The sequence below is a fragment of the Serratia rhizosphaerae genome (assembly GCF_009817885.1).
Classification (GTDB): Bacteria; Pseudomonadota; Gammaproteobacteria; order Enterobacterales; family Enterobacteriaceae; genus Serratia_B; species Serratia_B rhizosphaerae.
In genome coordinates this window covers 4366396-4386317 of the sequence record NZ_CP041764.1, presented here as the reverse complement: position 1 = coordinate 4386317, position 19922 = coordinate 4366396, and the positions used below count along the sequence as shown (strand labels likewise).

General features: G+C 57.4%; 19 protein-coding genes, 2 tRNA genes and 3 other RNA genes. 13 read left to right on the top strand and 11 right to left on the bottom strand.

Annotation, left to right across the window (positions count from 1 at the left end):
* Window positions 1–13 precede the first annotated feature (13 nt).
* The 4 genes from FO014_RS20370 (at window position 14) to FO014_RS20355 (ending at window position 3446) form a co-directional block, all read left to right on the top strand.
* Window positions 14–265 (top strand): hypothetical protein, encoded by a 252-nt coding sequence (locus tag FO014_RS20370; protein ID WP_160030850.1) that lies wholly within the window; start codon window positions 14–16, stop codon window positions 263–265.
* Window positions 266–398: 133 nt separating this feature from the next.
* Window positions 399–1046, top strand: a complete 648-nt coding sequence (gene grxB / locus FO014_RS20365) for a glutaredoxin 2 (RefSeq protein WP_160030849.1) — start codon at window positions 399–401, stop codon at window positions 1044–1046.
* Between the two features lie 34 nt (window positions 1047–1080).
* A complete protein-coding gene (locus tag FO014_RS20360) occupies window positions 1081–2724 on the top strand; it encodes an ABC1 kinase family protein (RefSeq protein WP_160030848.1) in 1644 nt (547 codons plus the stop codon).
* A 158-nt stretch (window positions 2725–2882) separates the two neighbouring features.
* Window positions 2883–3446, top strand: coding sequence for a lipoprotein (locus FO014_RS20355; RefSeq protein WP_160030847.1), 564 nt, complete (start codon window positions 2883–2885; stop codon window positions 3444–3446).
* A 43-nt stretch (window positions 3447–3489) separates the two neighbouring features.
* Here FO014_RS20355 and FO014_RS20350 read toward each other — a convergent pair whose 3' ends face one another.
* From FO014_RS20350 to FO014_RS20335, 4 genes are all read right to left on the bottom strand, one after another.
* A complete protein-coding gene (locus FO014_RS20350) occupies window positions 3490–4071 on the bottom strand; it encodes a TorD/DmsD family molecular chaperone (protein ID WP_160030846.1) in 582 nt (193 codons plus the stop codon).
* A gap of 42 nt (window positions 4072–4113) precedes the next feature.
* A complete protein-coding gene (locus FO014_RS20345) occupies window positions 4114–4851 on the bottom strand; it encodes a phosphatase (RefSeq protein ID WP_105231424.1) in 738 nt (245 codons plus the stop codon).
* 81 nt (window positions 4852–4932) lie between these two features.
* Window positions 4933–5874, bottom strand: coding sequence for a glyoxylate/hydroxypyruvate reductase GhrA (ghrA, locus tag FO014_RS20340; protein ID WP_160030845.1), 942 nt, complete (start codon window positions 5872–5874; stop codon window positions 4933–4935).
* A gap of 141 nt (window positions 5875–6015) precedes the next feature.
* The gene (locus FO014_RS20335; RefSeq protein WP_160030844.1) at window positions 6016–7485 is read right to left on the bottom strand and encodes a peptide MFS transporter; all 1470 of its coding nucleotides are present in this window, start codon (window positions 7483–7485) and stop codon (window positions 6016–6018) included.
* A gap of 489 nt (window positions 7486–7974) precedes the next feature.
* Here FO014_RS20335 and FO014_RS20330 point away from each other — a divergent pair.
* The 5 genes from FO014_RS20330 (at window position 7975) to FO014_RS20310 (ending at window position 8887) form a co-directional block, all read left to right on the top strand.
* Window positions 7975–8064 (top strand) — tRNA-Ser (locus FO014_RS20330).
* Window positions 8065–8109: 45 nt separating this feature from the next.
* A non-coding RNA gene (locus FO014_RS20325) (RtT sRNA) lies at window positions 8110–8219 on the top strand.
* A 45-nt stretch (window positions 8220–8264) separates the two neighbouring features.
* Window positions 8265–8374: non-coding RNA, RtT sRNA (locus tag FO014_RS20320), on the top strand.
* A gap of 257 nt (window positions 8375–8631) precedes the next feature.
* Window positions 8632–8721 (top strand) — tRNA-Ser (locus tag FO014_RS20315).
* Between the two features lie 45 nt (window positions 8722–8766).
* Window positions 8767–8887, top strand: a non-coding RNA gene (locus tag FO014_RS20310) — RtT sRNA.
* A gap of 620 nt (window positions 8888–9507) precedes the next feature.
* Here FO014_RS20310 and kdsA read toward each other — a convergent pair.
* The 6 genes from kdsA to hemA are packed head-to-tail and all read right to left on the bottom strand — an operon-like array spanning window position 9508 to window position 14848.
* Window positions 9508–10362 carry a 3-deoxy-8-phosphooctulonate synthase gene (gene kdsA, locus FO014_RS20305; protein WP_015672646.1) on the bottom strand — a complete coding sequence of 285 codons (855 nt, stop codon included), beginning with the start codon at window positions 10360–10362 and terminating at the stop codon, window positions 9508–9510.
* Between the two features lie 33 nt (window positions 10363–10395).
* The gene (gene sirB1, locus FO014_RS20300; RefSeq protein WP_160030843.1) at window positions 10396–11205 is read right to left on the bottom strand and encodes an invasion regulator SirB1; all 810 of its coding nucleotides are present in this window, start codon (window positions 11203–11205) and stop codon (window positions 10396–10398) included.
* A complete protein-coding gene (locus FO014_RS20295; RefSeq protein ID WP_201282954.1) occupies window positions 11202–11603 on the bottom strand; it encodes a SirB2 family protein in 402 nt (133 codons plus the stop codon). Before FO014_RS20295 ends, sirB1 begins: the two co-directional genes overlap by 4 nt.
* 22 nt (window positions 11604–11625) lie before the next feature.
* Window positions 11626–12468 carry a peptide chain release factor N(5)-glutamine methyltransferase gene (gene prmC, locus FO014_RS20290; RefSeq protein ID WP_160030841.1) on the bottom strand — a complete coding sequence of 281 codons (843 nt, stop codon included), beginning with the start codon at window positions 12466–12468 and terminating at the stop codon, window positions 11626–11628.
* Complete coding sequence (gene prfA / locus FO014_RS20285) at window positions 12468–13553, bottom strand: peptide chain release factor 1 (protein ID WP_160030840.1); 1086 nt, start codon at window positions 13551–13553, stop codon at window positions 12468–12470. The genes prmC and prfA overlap by 1 nt, the downstream gene beginning before the upstream one ends.
* A 32-nt stretch (window positions 13554–13585) precedes the next feature.
* Window positions 13586–14848 carry a glutamyl-tRNA reductase gene (hemA, locus tag FO014_RS20280; protein WP_160030839.1) on the bottom strand — a complete coding sequence of 421 codons (1263 nt, stop codon included), beginning with the start codon at window positions 14846–14848 and terminating at the stop codon, window positions 13586–13588.
* A 553-nt stretch (window positions 14849–15401) separates the two neighbouring features.
* Between hemA and FO014_RS20275 the strand changes: the two genes are divergently transcribed.
* From FO014_RS20275 to prs, 4 genes are all read left to right on the top strand, one after another.
* Entirely contained in the window at window positions 15402–16553 is a 1152-nt protein-coding gene (locus FO014_RS20275) for a porin (protein WP_160030838.1), read from the top strand.
* A 237-nt stretch (window positions 16554–16790) separates the two neighbouring features.
* The gene (lolB, locus tag FO014_RS20270) at window positions 16791–17414 is read left to right on the top strand and encodes a lipoprotein insertase outer membrane protein LolB (protein WP_111736955.1); all 624 of its coding nucleotides are present in this window, start codon (window positions 16791–16793) and stop codon (window positions 17412–17414) included.
* On the top strand, window positions 17411–18271 hold the full coding sequence (gene ispE / locus FO014_RS20265) for a 4-(cytidine 5'-diphospho)-2-C-methyl-D-erythritol kinase (protein WP_160030837.1): 861 nt from the start codon (window positions 17411–17413) through the stop codon (window positions 18269–18271). Before lolB ends, ispE begins: the two co-directional genes overlap by 4 nt.
* Window positions 18272–18451: 180 nt before the next feature.
* On the top strand, window positions 18452–19399 hold the full coding sequence (prs, locus tag FO014_RS20260; protein WP_015672655.1) for a ribose-phosphate diphosphokinase: 948 nt from the start codon (window positions 18452–18454) through the stop codon (window positions 19397–19399).
* Window positions 19400–19570: 171 nt separating this feature from the next.
* On the opposite strand, the gene ychH is transcribed toward prs, so the two are convergent.
* Window positions 19571–19849 carry a stress-induced protein YchH gene (ychH, locus tag FO014_RS20255; RefSeq protein WP_105231435.1) on the bottom strand — a complete coding sequence of 93 codons (279 nt, stop codon included), beginning with the start codon at window positions 19847–19849 and terminating at the stop codon, window positions 19571–19573.
* Window positions 19850–19922: the final 73 nt, after the last annotated feature.

Sequence of the window (19922 nt, the reverse complement as noted above, 5' to 3'; positions counted from 1 at the left end):
AGGAGTCGTCAGCATGTCCGAAGAAAATAATCACCTGCCCCAGCTGTTGGAACATATGGTTTTGAACCTGCGCATGATCTATGCGCGCTCCACGCTGATGGAAAAAGCCGTGGCGCGCATTTTGGCGGATGACAGCGCGCTGAAGAATGATGTGATTGAACAGTTGCAGCAGGTTAACGCCGCCACCGAACGCGATAAGGCCGATTTGGAACAGGCCCGTCAGCATCTGATTGACGTGTTCAATGCCATTCCCGCCAAAGAATAACCACTCCCCTGGGCACAACCTGCCGTGGTACGGTGGACGGTGCCTGATTAGGCATCTTCCAGCAAGATAGCGTGCAACAGCATCGGTAAGCTGTGTTAACTATTGCGGTAATCACCTGACAACGGGAGCGAGTATGAAACTGTTTATCTACGATCACTGCCCATTCTGCGTTAAAGCGCGCATGATTTTCGGTCTGCAGGGTAAACCGGTGCGTCTGGTCACCCTGCTTAACGACGATGAAATAACGCCGACCACCATGATTGGTAAAAAGATGGCGCCTATTCTGCAAAAGGATGACGGCAGCTATCTGCCGGAAAGCATGGACATCGTGCACTATATCGATCGGCTAGCCGATAAGCCGCTGCTGACCGGCCCCAGCAACCCGGCTATCGGCGCATGGCTGGCGCAGACGGCGGAATACACGCCGCAGCTGCTGTTGCCGCGCTTTGCCCAGGCCGACTTTGAAGAGTTCGCCACCGACAGCGCCCGTCAGTACTTTATTAATAAAAAACAGGCGGCGATCGGCGACTTTTCCCAACACCTGGCGAACAGCGCCGACCTTATCGCCCGTCTGGAGCAGGATCTGCCGGCGCTGGCGGCGCTGATCGTCTCGCCGGAGGCGGTCAACGGCACGCTGTCGGAAGATGATATTCACCTGTTCCCGCTGCTACGCTCACTGTCCATCGTCGCCGGCATCACGCTGCCGGAGCCGGTTGAAGCCTACCGCAACCGCATGGCCGAACGCAGCGATATCCCGCTGCTGCTGGATATGGAACAGTAATCGCCGCCGCTGCGGTCAAAGGAGGAGCGCACAGATGCTGAAAATGGTGTTCGTCACCGCGCGCGATCGGGCGCGGCTGGCCGAAATTTCTGCGGTGCTGATCCGCTACGGTCTACAGGATGTGGTGCGTCTGCTGGGGTTAAGCCCGCTGCTGGCCGCCGGCAAAGGCGCCCAGCAGGCGGATGACAGCCCGCTTTCGCTGCCTGAACGCCTGCGCGCGGCGCTGGAGGCGCTGGGGCCGACCTTTGTCAAATTCGGCCAGATACTGGCGACCCGATCCGACCTGCTCGACACCGACTGGACCAGCGAGCTGGACAAGCTGCACAGTCAGGCGTCCACGCTGCCCTGGCAAACGCTGGCCGACCAGGTGCATGCCGATCTGGGCGGCGATCCACAGCAGATCTTTGCGCAATTCGACACCCAGCCGCTGGCAGCGGCATCCATGGCGCAAATTTATCGCGCCAGGCTGCACAGCGGCGAAGCGATAATCGTCAAAGTGTTGCGCCCGGGCCTGGCAAAAACCATTCAGGCTGATGTCCGTCTGCTGCGCTATCTGGCCGAAACGGTGGAACAGCAAAGCCCGGCGCTGGCGCACTATCGCCCGGTGCAGATGGTGCAGGCGCTGGCCACCGCGCTGAATCACGAGCTGGATCTGACCCACGAAGGGAACAACTGCGAGCAGGTCGCGCGACGCTTTAGCGAGCAGCCGGAGGTGAAGATCCCCAAAATTTACTGGCAATGGTCGAGCAAACGGCTGCTGGTGCAGGAGTTTTTACCCGGCATCGAGCCGGAAAACCCGCAGCAGCTGGCGAACGCCGGTTTTGACGGCCCGCTGCTGGCGCAGCGCGGCGCGCGGGCGTTTATGCGCATGGTGCTGGAACACCGCCTGTATCACGCCGATCCGCACCCCGGCAACGTGATGGCGCTCGACGGCAACCGGGTTGGCTTTATTGATTTCGGCATGGTCGGGCAACTGTCGGCAACGCGGCGCAATCAGCTGTTGCGCGTGCTGCAGGCGATTGCCGAACGGCAGAGCGAAGGCATCGTCAGTACGCTGCTCGCCTGGTCAGACAGCCATAACCCCGACATGCAGGATCTGGAACTGGCGGCGCAAAACTTCCTGGATAAACAGGGATTCGGCACCTTAACGCTCGGTAAAGCGCTGACCGACCTGCTGGCGATGTCCCGCGAGCACCAACTGGCATTACCGCCCGATCTGGCGCTGCTGTTTAAAGCGTTGATCACCGCCGACGGCGTGCTGCACCGGCTCGATCCGGACTTCGATATCATCCGTACTTTAAAACCGATGCTGCAACAGCTTATGCTGCAGCGTTACGCGCCGAAGGCGCTGCGTCAGCGCATGCTTGCGCTGGGCGCCGACGCGCTGGATGCCGGCGATGAGCTGCCGCAAAGCCTGCGCCTGCTGCTGCGGCGCCTGACGCGCGGCCAGCTAAATGCCGACATCAACGTCAACAACCTCTCCCAACTGAGCAAAGCGCTGGAGCGGGCCGCGGTCACGCTGGCTATCGCCATTGTCACCGCCGCCTTTGCGCTGGGCCTGGCGCCCTACCTGATGCAGGCCTCTCCGCAGCTGTGGAGCGTGCCGCTGTTCCCGCTGCTCGGCGGTTTGGTCTGCATCGCCGGCATCGTCCTTCTGGTTTTGCGGCTGCGGCGCTGAGAAACGGGAGATTCGGCGTTATCCGATAGGCGCTCCGGCGATTCCCGCGCACTATCAACGCGCGCAGGGTTTATCGCTTGGGTTGCGGATAGGCGCATGTTTATAATGATAATCAATTCATTATCGGCATTTTTATTAGCAGTAGTTATGAGGCACGTATGAAAAAGATGGTTATGGGCGCAGCCGCCCTGATGTTTGTCGGCGCGTTAGCCGGCTGCAACAAGCTGACCCAGTACACGCTCAGCGAACAGGAAGTTAATGACTACCTGCAGAAACACAATGATTACCAGAAACAAATCGGCGTGCCGGGGCTGGTGGATGCGCATATCGTGCTGACGCAGTTACAGAGCCAGATTGGCCGCAGCGAGCCGGGCAAGGTTACCCTTTCCGGCAATGCCAAAGTGGATATCACCTCTATTCTGGGGCCGCAGCAGGCGGATATGCAGCTGACGCTGAAGGCGCAGCCGACCTATGACCGCGAGAAAGGGGCCATTTTCCTGAAGGATATGGAGCTGACCGACTATAAAGTACAGCCGGAAAAAATGAATACCGTGATGAAGGCGATTTCGCCTTATCTGGACCAGTCGTTGAAAAGCTATTTCAACCAGAAACCGGCCTATGTGCTGGATCCGAACAAGAGCAAAACCGAAGCCATGGCGCGCAAACTGGCCAAAGGGCTGGAAGTGAAGCCGGGCGAACTGGTGATTCCGTTTACTGATTAAATTCAGCGCATGAAGGCGCAGCAACCGCTGCGCCTGACAGGTTTTACGCCTGCTCGTCGTCTTCAGAGCCTTCCTGCTCTTCATACTCCGCCAGTTCATCGCGCATCGCCTGCAATGCATCACGGGTAATCATCGCCAATGTGCGATAAAAACCGCTGGTTGCATGGGCTTCAACCTTGCCGAGGAAACGTCCGCACCACGGCAGCAGATATTCATCAAACAGCGTAATTTGCGCCTGCGCCTCATCTTCCTGCGACTGATCTTCCAGCCAGGATGCCGCCAGCAGCAGCGAGCCGAAGTGATCCGCCGGCGCCTCGCCGAGCGGCATACCGCGCTGCTGCAGGAAACTGCGCACTTCGCTTTCCGTCGCCCCCTCAACATAGGCCGAGCGCAGCGGCGATACGCTGCATTCAGCGCCAACGAACAACGCGTTGAAGTCGGCGGCCAGCAGGTGCGGCTCGCAGCCTTGCTGCAAACGCTGCAGCAGTTCATCCTGCTCCAGCGGCCAGTGCTGCTGCAGTTTACCCTCTTGAATCAGGCTGAACAGCGGTACCAGCAGCGGGTCCTGCGGCTGACGATAAAACAGCGTCCCCAGAACGCGGCAGACGATGGAAAACTCATTCATGATGACATCCTATGCAAAGGCGAAATTTTTGCCGTGACGATGTCACAGATCGGCCAATTCCGCAATCGCTGGTTTACCGCGCTGCTCAAGAAAATTCAGCAAACGACGCGGACTGACGTTGAGGATGCGATCCTGCGGGAATTCAACCTCGGCCAGGATCCGTTCACAGTGCTCAAAACCTCCCAGCGAAAAGGCGATATGCGAGTCTGAGCCCAGCGCCAACCAGCCTCCGGCATCACGCACCGCGGCGGCGATCGCCCGGCAGTTGGCTTCACTGCCCTTACGTGAATGCGTAAACGATGAGTTGTTCAGCTCAAGCGCCACATTATAACGCGCGGCGGCGGCGGCCACCTCCGGGATATCAATCGGATAACGTGGGTTGCCCGGATGGCTGATGATGTGGACATCGCCCTGCGCCATCGCGGCAATCATCGCCTGCGTATGAGCAGCGCGATCCTGCGGAGCAAACACCGGCTCGTGGAAACCGGCGATAATCACATCAATGGCATCCAGCATCGGGCCGGTGCAGTCAATATCGCCGTCCAGATTCTTAATATTGGCCTCAATGCCGCGCAAAATGGCGACGCCGTCCACTAACCGCGGCCAGACGCGCATATTCATAAAGTGCCAGTAGTGCGGCGCATCGGCCATATCCGGGCCGTGGTCGGTAATGGCAAACAGCTGGATGCCCTTCTGCTTGGCTTCGGCGACATAATCATGCAGCGTGCTGTAGGCATGGGTGCTGGCAACGGTGTGCATGTGTAAATCAACGGGGTACATTGCTTCTCCTTATTCGTGGGCCAGCCGCCCTGCTCAAGCGGCTGGCGCAGTCTCGCTTTAGCATAGCAGTTAACCGGCTCATTAATAACCTCTGCGAATATCCACAATTCCCGTCGGCGTATCTCCGGCTTCGATCGCTAAAATATTCTGGGCAACCCGATCCATCGCCTGCTCAGGCAAGGTAATCGCGGCAATATGCGGCGTGATGGTAACGGCGGGATGACGCCAGAAGGCGTGCGCCGGCGGCAGCGGCTCCTGTACAAAGACATCCAGCGTTGCCGCTTTAATCTGCCCTAACTCCAGCGCCGTCAACAGGTCGTTCTCAACCAGATGCGCGCCGCGCGCCAGATTGATCAGGTAAGCCTGTGGCGCTAAATGGGCAAACATCTCGCCATTGAGGATCCCCTGGGTTTCCGGCGTATTAGGCAGCAGGTTAATCAACAGTTTGACGCCGTCCAAGAATGCCGGCCGCTGCGCTTCACCGGCGAAACTGCTCACGCCGTCAATCTGCTTGGCGCTACGGCTCCAGCAGCGGACGTTAAAGCCGAAGTCCACCAGTTTCTGCGCCACCGCTTTGCCCAGCACGCCGGCGCCGAGAATACCGATAGTGAAATCCTGTAGCTGATGCGGCTCCAGCGGTTGCCACACTCCCTGTTGCTGCTGCCGTTGGTACTCATCGAAACGGCGGAAATAGCGCAGTACGTAGCTCAGCGCATACTCCTGCATCTGCTGCGCCATACCGGTATCTTCCAACCGCAGCAGCGGCACGCCGGACGGTAACGTGCCGGGATGCTGCCGCTCCTGCTGTAAAATGGCGTCAACGCCGGCTCCCAGAGCAAACACGCCTTTCAGCTGATGGCGCCCGGCCAGCATTTCATACGGCGGCAGCCAGACCAGCGCGTAGTCAGCCGGGCGATCGTCACCCGGCTGCCAGATGCGCAGCGTCGAACCGGGCAAACGCTGCTGTATGCCTGCCTGCCACTGTTGCGCATTAAACGTAGGGTGGTAAAACATAATGTTCATGGAAAGAGAGGCTCCTGCTTGTTCGCTGTTATTGTCCCCTCAGGTTTCCGCGAATCGTCATAAGATGCAAGAGTAAAACCGACAAATAAAAACAGCCCCGACCAGTGGGGCTGTTTTGTTCAGTGTAGTGCCGCAGCGCCTTTATGCGCGCTGGATCAGGCGGCGCAGCAGCGGTATCAGAATCAACAGCACCACGCTCACGCCGGCCGCTCCCCACCCCAGCATGCTGAAGACGTGGCTGTAGCCGGGGTTGGTTAACAGCGGTGTACTGCCGCTGTTTTCCGGCATCAGGCCGGATACATAGCCCGCCAGCACCGAGCCGACGCCGGTCACCATCATCCAGCAGCCCATCATGACGCCCTGGTAACGCGCCGGCGCCAACTTGCCGATCATGGCGTAACCGATGGGCGAAATCAGCAATTCGCCAATGCTCTGCAACACGTAACTGATAACGATCCATTTAAACGCCACCAGTCCGTCGCCGCCCGCCAGGCTGATGCCCAGCGGCAGCACCAGCATCCCCAGCCCCATACAGAACAAGGAGCCGGAAAACTGCAGGGGAATATCAATCTTGCAGCCGCGGGCGCGCAGGCGGTTAAACCACCAGGCCAGCAGCGGACCGCCGATGACGATCACCAGCGTGTTGATATTCTGGATCCACTGCGGGGCAACATGGATGCCATACGGGTTCAGATTAATATTGTGCTCCGAAAACAGCATCAGCCCCATCGGCGCCAGCTGATACAGCATCCAGAAGACCAGCGATCCCAAGGCCAGAATCAGGTAGGCGCTCATCCGCCGACGCTCATCGCGCGGATGATGGCGTAGCGTAACGAGACACAGCAGCAGGAAAATGGCGCATCCCAAGCCAATCACAAAGTAACCGCTGAATTCAGCATGGGTCAGCATCAGACGAATCACCGGCACCAGAATCACTAATACCGCCAGACCGGCCAACAACCGACGGCGATACTGCGACGGTGTCGTATCAAGCAATGGGGTATTGATATCGGCCAGCATGCGCCAGCGCAACGCCGCAACGATAATCGCCCCGGCGTTGCCCAGCGTGGCGAACAGGAACAGCGCGCGGTAATTTTCCGTCAGTTGGAAATAACCGGCGGCGCTGAAACCGACAAAAAAACCCAGGTTCATCGCGGCGTAGTTCCACAAGAATGCCGACTCGCGCCGGTCATCCTCGGGCTTGAACCGCTGCGTCAGCATCATATTAATGCAGGTGACGTTCAGCCCGCTGCCGGTGAGGAACATCGCCAGCCCCCAATACAGTCCCCAGACGCCGGCCAGCGCTATCAGCGCGCATCCCGCCACCTGCAGCACCATCCCCAGGACAAACAGGTTGCGGTTACTGAGATAGCGTCCGCCCAGGTAGCCGCCGAACAGGTGCAGGCCATAGTTGAACGCGCCGAATACGCCCATCATGGCGTTGGCGCTGCTTTCGCTGAACCCCAGACGCTTGGTGGCATACAGCACCAGCGTGGAGTAGAGCACGGCAAAGCCTAGCGTAGCGAAGATCTGGATAAAGAACAGCGCTCCCGTGCCGGAGGGGGTGGCATGGCGCGACGGCGCCGCCAGTGTGGAATCCGAGTCAGTCAAAGTAAACCTCTACTGCATTATTATTTGATGGTTTTATCCCTGTCTGCGCTATCTGCCCTACGCCTTCGCCACACTCGGCGGAGAGCCGGTGCAACCGGCAGGAGTGGCATCAATAGCGCGGCAAGCGGCGCGGACGTTGATGTTTCCTTGCAAAAATCCCCGCACGCTCGCCACTCTATTTAGCGGCATATCTGACTAATAATCCAGTATTAATGAATACATTGGCAATACGAAATAACGAACTGATGGAATATTAATCTACAAATGGATAATTTGCTCAAATAACAAACCAGACGACAGTTCCAAGTCTCTTATCGGCCATTCTCGGCGGCAGGTGAAGAATAAATAGCTGATTATTGCACGTGAAATCAGCAAATTGCTGCAAGTTTGGCTAAACGGACGGAAAGCGTAAAAAGAGTATTGACGCTGGGATCAGTTTCTCCTACATTAGCGCCCGTCGACAACGCAAGGCGCTGACGATGACAATATGGTGAGGTGTCCGAGTGGCTGAAGGAGCACGCCTGGAAAGTGTGTATACGCGAAAGTGTATCGAGGGTTCGAATCCCTCCCTCACCGCCATATTCCAAGAAAAAGCCTGAACTCACGTTCAGGCTTTTTTGCTTTATATTCCCCGCGCCGGGAGGGTGAGAACCCTCGACAGGGTTCGACAAAACGCAACGCGTTTTGCACAGCCGCAGGGTGAGCGCAGCGAAGACATCCCTCCCTCACCGCCATATTCCAAGAGAAAGCCTGAACTCACGTTCAGGCTTTTTTGCTTTATATTCCCCGCGCCGGGAGGGTGAGAACCCTCGACAGGGTTCGACAAAACGCAACGCGTTTTGCACAGCCGCAGGGTGAGCGCAGCGAAGACATCCCTCCCTCACCGCCATATTCCAAGAGAAAGCCTGAACTCACGTTCAGGCTTTTTTGCTATATATCCCCCGCCCGGGAGGGTGAGAACCCTCGACAAGGTTTGATAAAACGAAGCTTTGGACGGTAACACCCAATAACTTTGTCGGACTTTCAGCCAAAGAGAACACAAGTTAACCACCCGTTGCGAAACCAAAAAAATATGCTTGACCCACCCGCTCTCACTCCCTATAGTAGCGCCCCGTTGCCCTGATGCATTCAGCGCAACGACAATATGGTGAGGTGTCCGAGTGGCTGAAGGAGCACGCCTGGAAAGTGTGTATACGCGAAAGTGTATCGAGGGTTCGAATCCCTCCCTCACCGCCATATTCCAAGAAAAAGCCTGAACTCACGTTCAGGCTTTTTTGCTTTATATTCCCCGCGCCGGGAGGGTGAGAACCCTCGACAGGGTTCGACAAAACGCAACGCGTTTTGCACAGCCGCAGGCTGCCCGCAGGGTGAGCGCAGCGAAGACATCCCTCCCTCACCGCCATATTCCAAGAGAAAGCCTGAACTCACGTTCAGGCTTTTTTGTTATGTATAATTTCTGTTAGCACTGAGTAATTAGAATTGCCGTACACGTGCGGTACTTCTCTGCGATAACAGAAAACGGCAATTGAAGGGGCCGTAGGCGCGGCCCCTTCACCCGCGCCCGCGCTTAGGCACGTTCTGCCTGCTTCGCAGGTGCCCTCTCTGCGTCACCATCGCCGGGCGGGTCGGCTCTACAGGCATCCCTACCTGTGCCGCCTCAACCGGACATCCCTGTCCGGTTGCCCCTGGCTCTGGTTCCTTGTTCGGCAGCCCGTGATGCGCGCCGAAGGTCAACACCCGAATCTGTATTTACCGGGAAAATCAGCTGCGAGTTTTAACGTCAACGACCTAAAAACGATTCCCCTGATGCACAGTCGTTAGTGACACAGTCACATCCCTCCCTCACCGTCCTATTCCAGGAGAAAGCCTGAACTCACGTTCAGGCTATATTCCCCAGAACCCGCGACAGGATTGGCAGGTATCACTCATCATGCCCGTTTGGCGGCGGCCTGAAGCCGGCTCAATACCGCAATAAAAAAGCCCGACGTCATGTCGGGCTTTTTTCCATTCAACAGCTGGGAATCAGTTGCTGGTATCGAGTTCCGGGAAACTTTTCACCAAATCGTCGATCGCCTTCATCTGTACCAGGAACGGCTCCAACTTATCCAGCGGCAGCGCTGACGGACCGTCGCACTTGGCGTTGTTCGGATCCGGGTGCGCCTCAATAAACAGGCCGGCCAGGCCCACCGCCATACCGGCGCGCGCCAGTTCGGTCACCTGGGCGCGACGGCCGCCGGAAGCGGCACCAAACGGGTCGCGGGTTTGCAGCGCATGGGTCACGTCGAAAATCACCGGATGGCCGCCGGTGGCGTTCTTCATCACGTTGATACCCAGCATGTCGACCACCAGGTTGTCATAACCAAAGTTGCTGCCGCGATCGCACAGAATAACCTGATCGTTGCCGCCTTCTTTGAATTTCTCCACGATGTTGCCCATCTGGCCCGGGCTGACGAACTGTGGTTTTTTCACGTTGATCACCGCACCGGTTTTCGCCATCGCTTCCACCAGGTCGGTCTGACGCGCCAGAAACGCAGGCAGCTGAATCACATCCACCACTTCCGCCACCGGCTGAGCCTGAGCAGCCTCATGCACGTCGGTGATGGTTTTTACGCCGAAGGTCTGCTTCAGCTCTTCAAAAATACGCATCCCCTCTTCCAGGCCCGGCCCGCGGTACGAGTGAATGGAAGAGCGGTTGGCCTTATCAAACGAAGCCTTGAAGACGTAAGGAATACCCAGTTTTTGCGTCACCGTAACGTAGTGTTCGCAGATGCGCATCGCCAAATCGCGCGATTCAAGCACGTTCATACCACCGAACAGCACAAACGGCAGGTCGTTCGCTACGTTGATGTCGCCAATGCTAATCACTTTCTGTTTCATGCTTTCGCCTTTATTGAGGGTAAGTCGTCAAAATTAGTGCAGCGTCACCTGTTTAGGTTCGATCGCGTGGATCTGAACCTTGATCACTTCGCTGACCGGATCCTCCGGACACTGCTCGATAAAATAGTTGAGGTCGGAAATCGCCACATGGTTGCACTCCAGCTGCGCATAAATTAAGCCACGGTCGCGAATTTCATAAGGATCGTCCGGGTCAAAGCACAGCACGGTTTCGCTGGCGCGCAGCGCCATTTCCATCTGCTTTTCTTCCATCAGGGCGGCTTTCAGCGTATCGAGCATCTTACGCACCACCATATTATTTTCCGCTTCGTCCAGATCGTCATCTTCCAGTTCGGCGGACAGCCCCAGATTGCCTTTTATCCAGGCCTCCAGAGTATGCTCATTCAGCGTTTCGCCGTTAAGCGGATTGATCAGCCACATCTCATCATCCATCCAGTCGGCACGCAGGATCAACTGGGTCGGGAAAATAACCGGCATCAGCGGTAAGCCAAGCTGGTGAGCGATGTGCAAAAAGATGGTGCCCAGCGATACCGGCGTCCCCTGACGTCCTTCCAGCACCTTATCCAGCCAGATGGCGTCGGAAAGGCGGTAGACGCCGCTCGCCCCGCCAAACCCCCAGGTGCGGTAAAACAGCTCAATGAGTGCCTCTAATTGCTGCTCCTGGCTGAGGTCGTCCGGCACTGCCGCTCGCGCTTCTTCAGACAATCGCTGCAGTTGGCGCGCTACGTCGGCTGCGGGAAAATCTCGCCGCACGCGCTGAGACACCAGGATGATCCCTGCGCTCAGCGGTGAGGAATTAAATTCGAAATCAGCAATGCTACTCATAGGTATCCCATCAGAAACGGTATCTTCGTCGTGGCAAGTTTAATAATCAGGTAGAGGCAGCCTAAAGCCAGAATAAATGCCGACGTGCGTAACCCCGCGCTGCGGACTTGCTTGCTCAGTGCAACGTAGCCAAGCAGGATGTAGATAATAACGCCAAACAGCTTTTCGGTCAGCCAGGAGTCCATACCCAGCAGCGGATAAAACTGGAGCGTTACCACCAGCGCAATGCCGCTCAGAAACAGCACGGTGTCGTTAATATGCGGCGCGATTTTCACCCAGCGCCGGTTCATCATCGCCGAATCACGCCACTTCCAGAAAAAACGCAATACAAACAAAACAATACTGATGGTTACCGTCAGCAGATGCAAATTTTTTAACGCGACGTAGGCTGCCATAATCGTTCCCTTTGTTTTCCAGTGATTATTCTTGAGCCGGCAGGTACTGCCCCAGCGTTACGCGTTCATTGCCGCCATAGTCGCGGCAACTCTCCACGGCGCTAAAGCCTGCGTCGGCCAGCAGTTCCCGCACCCTGGCCGCCTGTTGCCAGCCGTGCTCCAGCAGCAGCCAGCCTTGCGGCTCAAGGTGCTGCGGCGCCTGCCGTATGATGGCGCGCAAATCTGCCAGACCGTGGTCCTCCGCCACCAGCGCGCTGTCCGGCTCAAAGCGGACATCCCCTTGCGACAGGTGTGGATCGGCGGCGTCAATATAGGGCGGGTTACTGGCTATCAGCTGAAAGCGCTGTCCGCGCAGCGGCGCAAACCAACTTCCCTGAATGAACTGCGCATTGGCAATCGCCAGTTTTTGCGCGTTATGGTGCGCCAGCGCCACTGCTTCAGGCTGGAAATCAACGCCGGTTACCGTGCAATCGGGCCGCTCGCTGGCCAGCGCCAACGCAATGGCGCCGGTGCCGGTGCCCAGATCGAGAATGGCGCAGCCGCCGGCAGGCAGACGCGCTAACGCCTGCTCAACCAGACACTCGGTGTCCGGCCGTGGGATCAGGGTTGCGGGGGAAACAGACAGCGGCAGCGACCAGAATTCACGCTCGCCCACCAGATAGGCAATCGGCTCGCCGCGCGCCCGGCGCGTCAGCAACGCCTCCAGCTGCGCGCTTTCCTGCGGGGTTAGGCTGCGCTCGCCAAACGCCAGTAAGTAGGTTCTGGCGCGCCCGGTGACAAAACCCAGCAGAATTTCCGCGTCCCGCCGGGCGCTGTCGCTTTCCGTCAGCCGGGCCGCCGCCGCCTTCAACCAGCCTTGATAATCCATTACTCTTGCTCGGCGGACAACGCAGCCAGCTGGTCCGCCTGATATTCCTGCACGATAGGCTGGATCAGCATATCCAGCTTCCCTTCCATCACCTCGTCCAGGCGGTAGAGCGTCAGGTTAATGCGGTGATCGGTCACGCGGCCCTGCGGAAAATTATAGGTGCGGTTACGGTCGGAACGGTCGCCGCTGCCCAACAGGTTGCGACGCGTTGACGCTTCCTCCTGCTGACGCTTGGCCACCTCGGCGGCGCGGATGCGCGCGCCCAGCACCGACATCGCTTTCGCCTTGTTTTTATGCTGCGAACGTTCGTCCTGGCATTCCACCACAATGCCGGTCGGCAGGTGGGTAATACGGATCGCCGAATCGGTGGTGTTAACGTGCTGACCGCCGGCCCCGGAGGAGCGGAAGGTGTCAATCTTCAGGTCGCCGGGGTTGATATCCGGCAGTTCAGCCTCCGGCACCTCCGGCATCACCGCGACGGTGCAGGCCGAGGTGTGAATGCGCCCCTGGGATTCGGTTTCCGGCACGCGCTGCACGCGGTGGCCGCCAGATTCAAACTTCAGTTGGCCGTATACGCCCTCGCCCGAGACTTTGGCGATCACTTCTTTATAGCCGCCGTGCTCGCCTTCGTTGGCGCTCATCACCTCTACCCGCCAGCGGCGCGTTTCGGCATAACGGCTGTACATACGGAACAGGTCGCCGGCAAACAGCGCCGCCTCGTCGCCGCCGGTGCCGGCGCGTACCTCGAGGAAACAGCTGCGTTCATCATCAGGGTCTTTCGGCAGCAGCAACAGCTGCAGCTGCTGCTCCAGATCCTCAGTCACCGTTCTGGCCTGTTGAATCTCTTCCTGCGCCATTTCGCGCATTTCCGGGTCTTCCAGCATCATCTCAGCGGTCGCAAGATCGTCCTGCACCTGGCGCCACTGCAGGAAACAGTTGCTGACATCGGTCAGCTGCGCGTATTCGCGCGACAGCGCCCGGAACCGATCCTGATCGGCAATAACGCCGGCATCACCGAGCAGCGCCTGCACTTCTTCATGGCGCTCTTGTAACGCTTCCAGTTTGGCAACAATAGAAGGCTTCATGCGTGGTTTTAAACCCTGTAAATAGAGAGAAACTAGTGCTGATCCAGCCCGAGGCTGTCGCGTAATATTTGTAACCGCTCCACATCGCCGTCGCCGGCAGCCTGCTGAAGGGATTTGGTAGGGGCATGAATAAGACGGTTGGTCAGATTGTGGGCCAATTTATGGATGACCTGCTCCACGTTGGCCCCCTGCGCAATGGCGGCCAACGCTTTGGCTTCCATTTCGCTGCGGATCTGATCGGCCTGCGAGCGGTAGTCGCGGATGGTTTCCACCGCACCCTGCGAGCGCAGCCAGGCCATAAAATTGATGCTTTCCTGCTGAACAATGGACTCCGCCTGCACCGCCGCCGCCTTACGCTGCGCCAGGTTGTTCTGGATAATCGCGTGCAGGTCGTCGACGCTGTACAGATAGGCGTTCGCCAGCTTGCCGACCTCCGGTTCAATATCGCGCGGAACGGCGATATCCACCAGCAGCATCGGCTGATTGCGGCGCGCTTTCAGCGCCCGCTCGACCATGCCTTTGCCGATGATCGGCAGAGGACTGGCCGTCGAACTGATAATAATGTCGGCGTCGGCCAGGCGCGCGTCAATTTCCGGCAGCGTAATCACCTCGGCCCCGACTTCATCCGCCAGCAGTTGCGCCCGCTCGCGGGTGCGGTTGGCGATGATCATGTGCTTGACCTGATGTTCCCGCAGATGGCGCGCAACCAGTTCAATGGTTTCCCCTGCGCCCACCAACAACACGTTCAGATCCGCCAGCGATTCGAAAATCTGCCGCGCCAGCGTACAGGCGGCAAACGCCACGGACACGGCGCTGGCGCCGATCTCGGTTTCGGTACGCACGCGTTTGGCGACGGAGAAGGATTTTTGGAACAGGCGTTCCAGCTCGCCGGACAGCGACTGCTCGCGCTGGGATTCTGCAAAGGCTTTTTTCACCTGTCCCAGGATCTGCGGTTCGCCCAGTACCAATGAATCCAGACCGCTGGCGACGCGCATCAGGTGGCTGACCGCATCATTATCATGATGCCAGTACAGGCTCTTTTTCACCTCTTCCGGGCTCAGCTGATGATACTCGCACAGCCAGGCCACCAGCTGCTCGTGAATGTGCTCCTGCTGCTCCACGCTGAGATACAGCTCGGTGCGGTTACAGGTGGACAACACGACTCCGCCCTGCACCAGCGGCTGCTGGAGCAGACTATTGAGCGCCTGGTCAATGCTCTCTGGAGAAAAGGTGACTTTTTCCCGCAAAGCAACCGGTGCGGTTTTGTGGTTAATGCCTAAGGCAAGCAGGGTCATTGCTTCAAGTAATACTTCTGTTGGTACGGGTTTCGTTGACGGCATTCTACTTGATGCGCGGCATCAATAAAAGCAACAAGCGCATCTTACGCCCAATCGCTGCCATCGTCGGCACACATCAAACAACCGCTTAAAAACAAACCATTAATTTATAATGACGATCAAAACTAAAGAACCGACGCCGCAGGCCGATTAAATCAGGTAACGATCGCGAGTTATGTGTAGTTTAGCGCTTTTTACCGGCCAGATAAAACTTGCCGCGCCATGGCGCCCCTGCGCCGAACCTGCACGGAGATTAATCAATAGTTGGTTATGATTATAACCATCGGCAACCTTCCCAACTGTTATTATTGAATTTCTGTCCGCCTGTTCGCATAATTCCGCGCCGTATAAATTCGTACATAGCGAATAATATCGGTTTATCCGTTCAGCCCCGATAACATCGGCGCCCGAAGTGATAACGCATTACAAAGGACGCCGCGGGTGGTGTGCGCATCGGTGCAGCCATTCGTCGGAATTAAAAATTGTATAAATATAAAAAGCAGGTATGGATATGGCACATAAAATTAGCCGCTTAGCCCGCGGCGTGGCCGTTGGCCTGATCGCCGGCTGCACCACCTTTGCCGCACAGGCGGAAATCACCTTACTGAAACAGGATCCGCAGGCCGGCGATCCGCTGAGCCGCCTCAACTTCACCGTCGGCGGCAGCATCCGCCCGCAGTTCAATATGATGACCGGCGACGGCGATAAAGGCTCTTACAAACGCAACGGTTTCGATGGCGGCACCCGCTTCCGCTTTGCCGCTGATTACTACCTGTTCGATGACATCAGCTGGATCAGCTACTACGAACTGGGCGTCAACATCCCGGCGCTGTTCGACTGGGACAACCATTACGCCGACGGCGCCAATAACACCAGCCGCCGCATGCTGTACACCGGACTGAAGAGCAAAACCTGGGGCCAGCTGACCTTCGGCCAGCAAAACAGCGTTTACTATGATGTGGTCGGCGCAAAAACCGATATCTGGGACTACGACATGCTGGCCCAGGCGCCGGGCAACGGCATCAACGGCGACTACGACGGTTCTTATCGTTCCCGCAAGATGCTGAAATACAAGCAGACCTTTGGCGATGCCGACGTTTACGCCTCTTACCTGTTCAGCGACAGCGACTACCTGCCGGGCAACGGCCTGCGTTATAAGCGTAAAGGCGGCGGCTCCCTGGGCGTCGATTACCATCTGACCCGCGATCTGACCTGGGGCACCGCGTGGAACTACACCCGTGCGGAAATGCGCGATCCGACCGGTGGTGACAGCAAAACCTATGACCAGAACATTCTGGGCACCGCACTGAGCTGGACACCTGACAACTGGACCTTCAGCTTCGGCGGCGGCTGGTACAATAACTTCCTGACCACCAAGCAGACCGACGTGCACAATTACTTCGCCGGCGACGCCTGGGGTATTGAATACTACGCCGGCTACACCGCGCCGGTCGGTCAGTATGCACTGAAATCCGTCACCCCTTACGTGATGGGGGATCGTCTGGAGTACGTCAGCGGCCGCAACTATCAGCGCATCGATAACGGTCTGGGCATCACCTTCCAGTTCGACTACGGCTTCCGTACCGATGTGGAGCACGTGTTCACCTCCAGCACCGACAAGCTTGGCGATATGACCGTCGTACGTCTGCGTTACGACTTCTGATCGTACGGGCGCCCGCCTTGCCGGCGCGGCGCCCCGTTTTCTGAGAAAAAACCGCATTTTTCATCTTCTTGCTACATCCTTCCGCCTATCTCCGCGTACACTATGAACATTCGTCCGCCCTGACGCCGGGCGCGCTGCAGCATAATATTGACGCTGCGCGCCCGTGCCGTTAGCGTGGTGGCAAAAAAGGGGGTGACGTGACGTCAGCCCGTCAGGACAAAAGGACAAAAAATCGTTATGCCTATCCGCAAAGTCAGTTTGCTACGCCTTATCCCGCTGGCCAGCCTGGTGCTGGCAGCCTGTACCACCACCCGACCGACCGGCCCGGCCACCAGCCCGACGTCTCCCGAATGGCGCGCCCATGAACAGGCGGTGCAGCAACTGAACCAGTATCAGACCCGCGGCGCTTTCGCCTACCTCTCCGACAGCAAAAAGGTCTACGCCCGCTTCTTCTGGCAGCAATATTCACCGGATCGCTACCGCCTGCTGCTGACCAACCCGCTCGGCAGCACCGAGCTGGAACTGAACGTGCAGAAAAACGTGGTGCAGCTGACCGATAACCAGGGCAAGCGCTACGTCAGCGATAACGCCGAGGAGATGATCCGTAAGATGACCGGCATGGCGATTCCGATGAACAATCTGCGCCAGTGGATGCTCGGCCTGCCCGGGGAAGCCACCGACTTTACCCTGGATGACCGCTACCGGCTGAGCAAACTGAATTACCAGCAGGAAGGCCTGAACTGGAAAGTCAGCTATCAGGACTATAACAGCGATATTCAGCCTCAGCTGCCGAGCCGTCTGGAGCTGCAGCAGGGCGACCAACGCATCAAGCTGAAAATGGATAACTGGACGCTCAAATGATTCAGCAGTGGCCCTCGCCGGCAAAGTTAAACCTGTTTTTATATATCACCGGCCGTCGCACAGACGGCTACCATCAGCTGCAGACGCTGTTTCAATTCCTTGATTACGGCGACACGCTGGCCATCACTCCGCGTCAGGATGAAAAAATACGCCTGCTGACACCGGTTGACGGCGTCGAGGATGAGCATAACCTGATTGTACGCGCCGCGCGCCTGCTGCAGCGTTACTGTGATGAACGGCAGATCGTCACCCCGCCGCGCGGCGCCGACATCCGGATAGAGAAAGTGCTGCCGATGGGCGGCGGCCTGGGCGGCGGTTCATCAAACGCGGCGACGGTGTTGGTGGCGCTGAACAGCCTGTGGCAGTGTGGCCTCAGCGACGAACGGCTGGCCGAGCTGGGGCTGAGCCTCGGCGCTGACGTGCCGGTGTTCGTACGCGGCCACGCCGCGTTCGCCGAGGGCATCGGCGAACGGCTGCAGCCCGCCGATCCGCAGGAGAAATGGTACCTGGTCGCCCACCCCGGCGTCAGTATTCCCACGCCGCTGATTTTCGGCGATGCCGAACTGAAAAGGGATACGCCGGTGCGCCCGTTAAATGAACTGTTGCAATTACCGTACGCCAATGATTGCGAACCGATCGCAAGAAAACGTTTTCGCGAGGTTGAACAGCTTCTTTCTTGGCTGTTACAATACGCGCCGTCACGCCTGACCGGCACAGGTGCTTGTGTGTTTGCAGAGTTCAACACCGAGTCCGAAGCCCGCCAGGTGTTAAATCAAGCCCCGGCGTGGTTGCGTGGTTTTGTAGCGCGTGGCGTTAACATTTCACCACTACATCGTACCCGTTCCGGGCAAATTTGAGTCGTAGCTCGACGTTTCGTTGCGCAGGGCCCGTTTTATTCGGCCCTGTATCCCTGCGCTACTACGCCTCATAAGTTTTACATACCCGTATGTCTATTGCGTCAGCCATGTTCAACAGCCCCTTGATGCTGGCCGACTGTCAATAGCATCTTCTCTGGACGCAAGCCTGAGGTTCTTCTCGTGCCTGATATGAAGCTTTTTGCTGGTAACGCCACCCCGGAACTAGCACAACGTATTGCCAACCGTTTGTACACCAGCCTTGGTGACGCCGCTGTAGGTCGTTTTAGCGACGGCGAAGTGAGCGTGCAAATCAACGAAAATGTACGCGGTGGTGATATTTTCATCATCCAGTCCACCTGCGCTCCCACCAATGACAACCTGATGGAACTGGTTGTCATGGTCGATGCCCTGCGGCGCGCTTCTGCAGGCCGCATCACCGCCGTTATCCCCTACTTCGGCTATGCCCGTCAGGATCGTCGCGTTCGCTCCGCGCGCGTGCCAATCACCGCTAAAGTGGTTGCTGACTTCCTGTCCAGCGTCGGGGTTGACCGCGTGCTGACCGTGGATTTGCATGCTGAACAGATCCAAGGCTTCTTCGACGTGCCGGTTGATAACGTGTTCGGCAGCCCGATTCTGCTTGAAGATATGCTGCAACAGAACCTGGAAAACCCGATCGTCGTGTCTCCGGATATCGGCGGCGTTGTTCGCGCCCGTGCGATCGCCAAGCTGCTCAACGATACCGATATGGCCATTATTGATAAACGTCGCCCACGCGCCAACGTTTCTCAGGTGATGCATATCATCGGTGACGTTGCCGGCCGCGACTGCATCCTGGTCGATGACATGATCGATACCGGCGGCACCTTGTGTAAAGCGGCTGAAGCGTTGAAAGAGCGTGGCGCCAAGCGCGTATTCGCCTACGCGACGCACCCGATCTTCTCCGGCAACGCCGTAGACAACATCAAGAACTCCGTGATTGATGAAGTGATCGTCTGCGACACCATCCCGCTGTCACCAGAAATCAAGGCGCTGAAAAACGTACGTACTCTGACCCTGTCCGGCATGATGGCTGAAGCTATCCGCCGTATCAGCAATGAAGAGTCAATCTCTGCGATGTTCGAACATTAATTCTCCGTCGGCGCGGGCATTCCGCGCCGCCGTTGAACATGGTCAGACGCAGTAAAAGAAAAACCCGTTGGCGCCTCGGCAACAACGGGTTTTCTATTTTAAAGCGGTCATAGCGTTAAACCTGGTTACGCGTCACAATACCTGTGCCCCTCTGTCTCCCTGACGTAATGACTAATGCGATGAACGATGATGACTATTGCGGCAACGCTTATCAAAATGTTTTACCCACCAATAACGATCCGCAACCTGTTCACGTCCGCCGATACGCGCGCCAGCCAGCCACAGCAAGGCGCCGATAAAGATACTGAATATCGCTCCGTGGGAGAAAAACTGCGGTAAATTGAACTGAGAGACCTCGGCGACAATGGAATAGCCAACGCCGCCAATCATCACCAACAGCCCAAGCCCCATCAGAGCGTTACCCATCACATCCGCGTTTTTACGTTTCATATGTCACCTCCATAGCGCTAAATGCCAGCGGGATGAATAAGTCATTGTTAACTCCCTTTGATGAATTAATTAT

What these genes read in the sequence shown, in the direction of transcription:
- FO014_RS20370 (WP_160030850.1), top strand. Translation starts at nt 14, where the DNA reads ATGTCCGAAGAAAATAATCACCTGCCCCAGCTGTTGGAACATATGGTT.
- grxB (WP_160030849.1), top strand. Translation starts at nt 399, where the DNA reads ATGAAACTGTTTATCTACGATCACTGCCCATTCTGCGTTAAAGCGCGC.
- FO014_RS20360 (WP_160030848.1), top strand. Translation starts at nt 1,081, where the DNA reads ATGCTGAAAATGGTGTTCGTCACCGCGCGCGATCGGGCGCGGCTGGCC.
- FO014_RS20355 (WP_160030847.1), top strand. Translation starts at nt 2,883, where the DNA reads ATGAAAAAGATGGTTATGGGCGCAGCCGCCCTGATGTTTGTCGGCGCG.
- FO014_RS20350 (WP_160030846.1), bottom strand. Translation starts at nt 4,071, where the DNA reads ATGAATGAGTTTTCCATCGTCTGCCGCGTTCTGGGGACGCTGTTTTAT.
- FO014_RS20345 (WP_105231424.1), bottom strand. Translation starts at nt 4,851, where the DNA reads ATGTACCCCGTTGATTTACACATGCACACCGTTGCCAGCACCCATGCC.
- ghrA (WP_160030845.1), bottom strand. Translation starts at nt 5,874, where the DNA reads ATGAACATTATGTTTTACCACCCTACGTTTAATGCGCAACAGTGGCAG.
- kdsA (WP_015672646.1), bottom strand. Translation starts at nt 10,362, where the DNA reads ATGAAACAGAAAGTGATTAGCATTGGCGACATCAACGTAGCGAACGAC.
- sirB1 (WP_160030843.1), bottom strand. Translation starts at nt 11,205, where the DNA reads ATGAGTAGCATTGCTGATTTCGAATTTAATTCCTCACCGCTGAGCGCA.
- prmC (WP_160030841.1), bottom strand. Translation starts at nt 12,468, where the DNA reads ATGGATTATCAAGGCTGGTTGAAGGCGGCGGCGGCCCGGCTGACGGAA.
- prfA (WP_160030840.1), bottom strand. Translation starts at nt 13,553, where the DNA reads ATGAAGCCTTCTATTGTTGCCAAACTGGAAGCGTTACAAGAGCGCCAT.
- hemA (WP_160030839.1), bottom strand. Translation starts at nt 14,848, where the DNA reads ATGACCCTGCTTGCCTTAGGCATTAACCACAAAACCGCACCGGTTGCT.
- FO014_RS20275 (WP_160030838.1), top strand. Translation starts at nt 15,402, where the DNA reads ATGGCACATAAAATTAGCCGCTTAGCCCGCGGCGTGGCCGTTGGCCTG.
- lolB (WP_111736955.1), top strand. Translation starts at nt 16,791, where the DNA reads ATGCCTATCCGCAAAGTCAGTTTGCTACGCCTTATCCCGCTGGCCAGC.
- ispE (WP_160030837.1), top strand. Translation starts at nt 17,411, where the DNA reads ATGATTCAGCAGTGGCCCTCGCCGGCAAAGTTAAACCTGTTTTTATAT.
- ychH (WP_105231435.1), bottom strand. Translation starts at nt 19,849, where the DNA reads ATGAAACGTAAAAACGCGGATGTGATGGGTAACGCTCTGATGGGGCTT.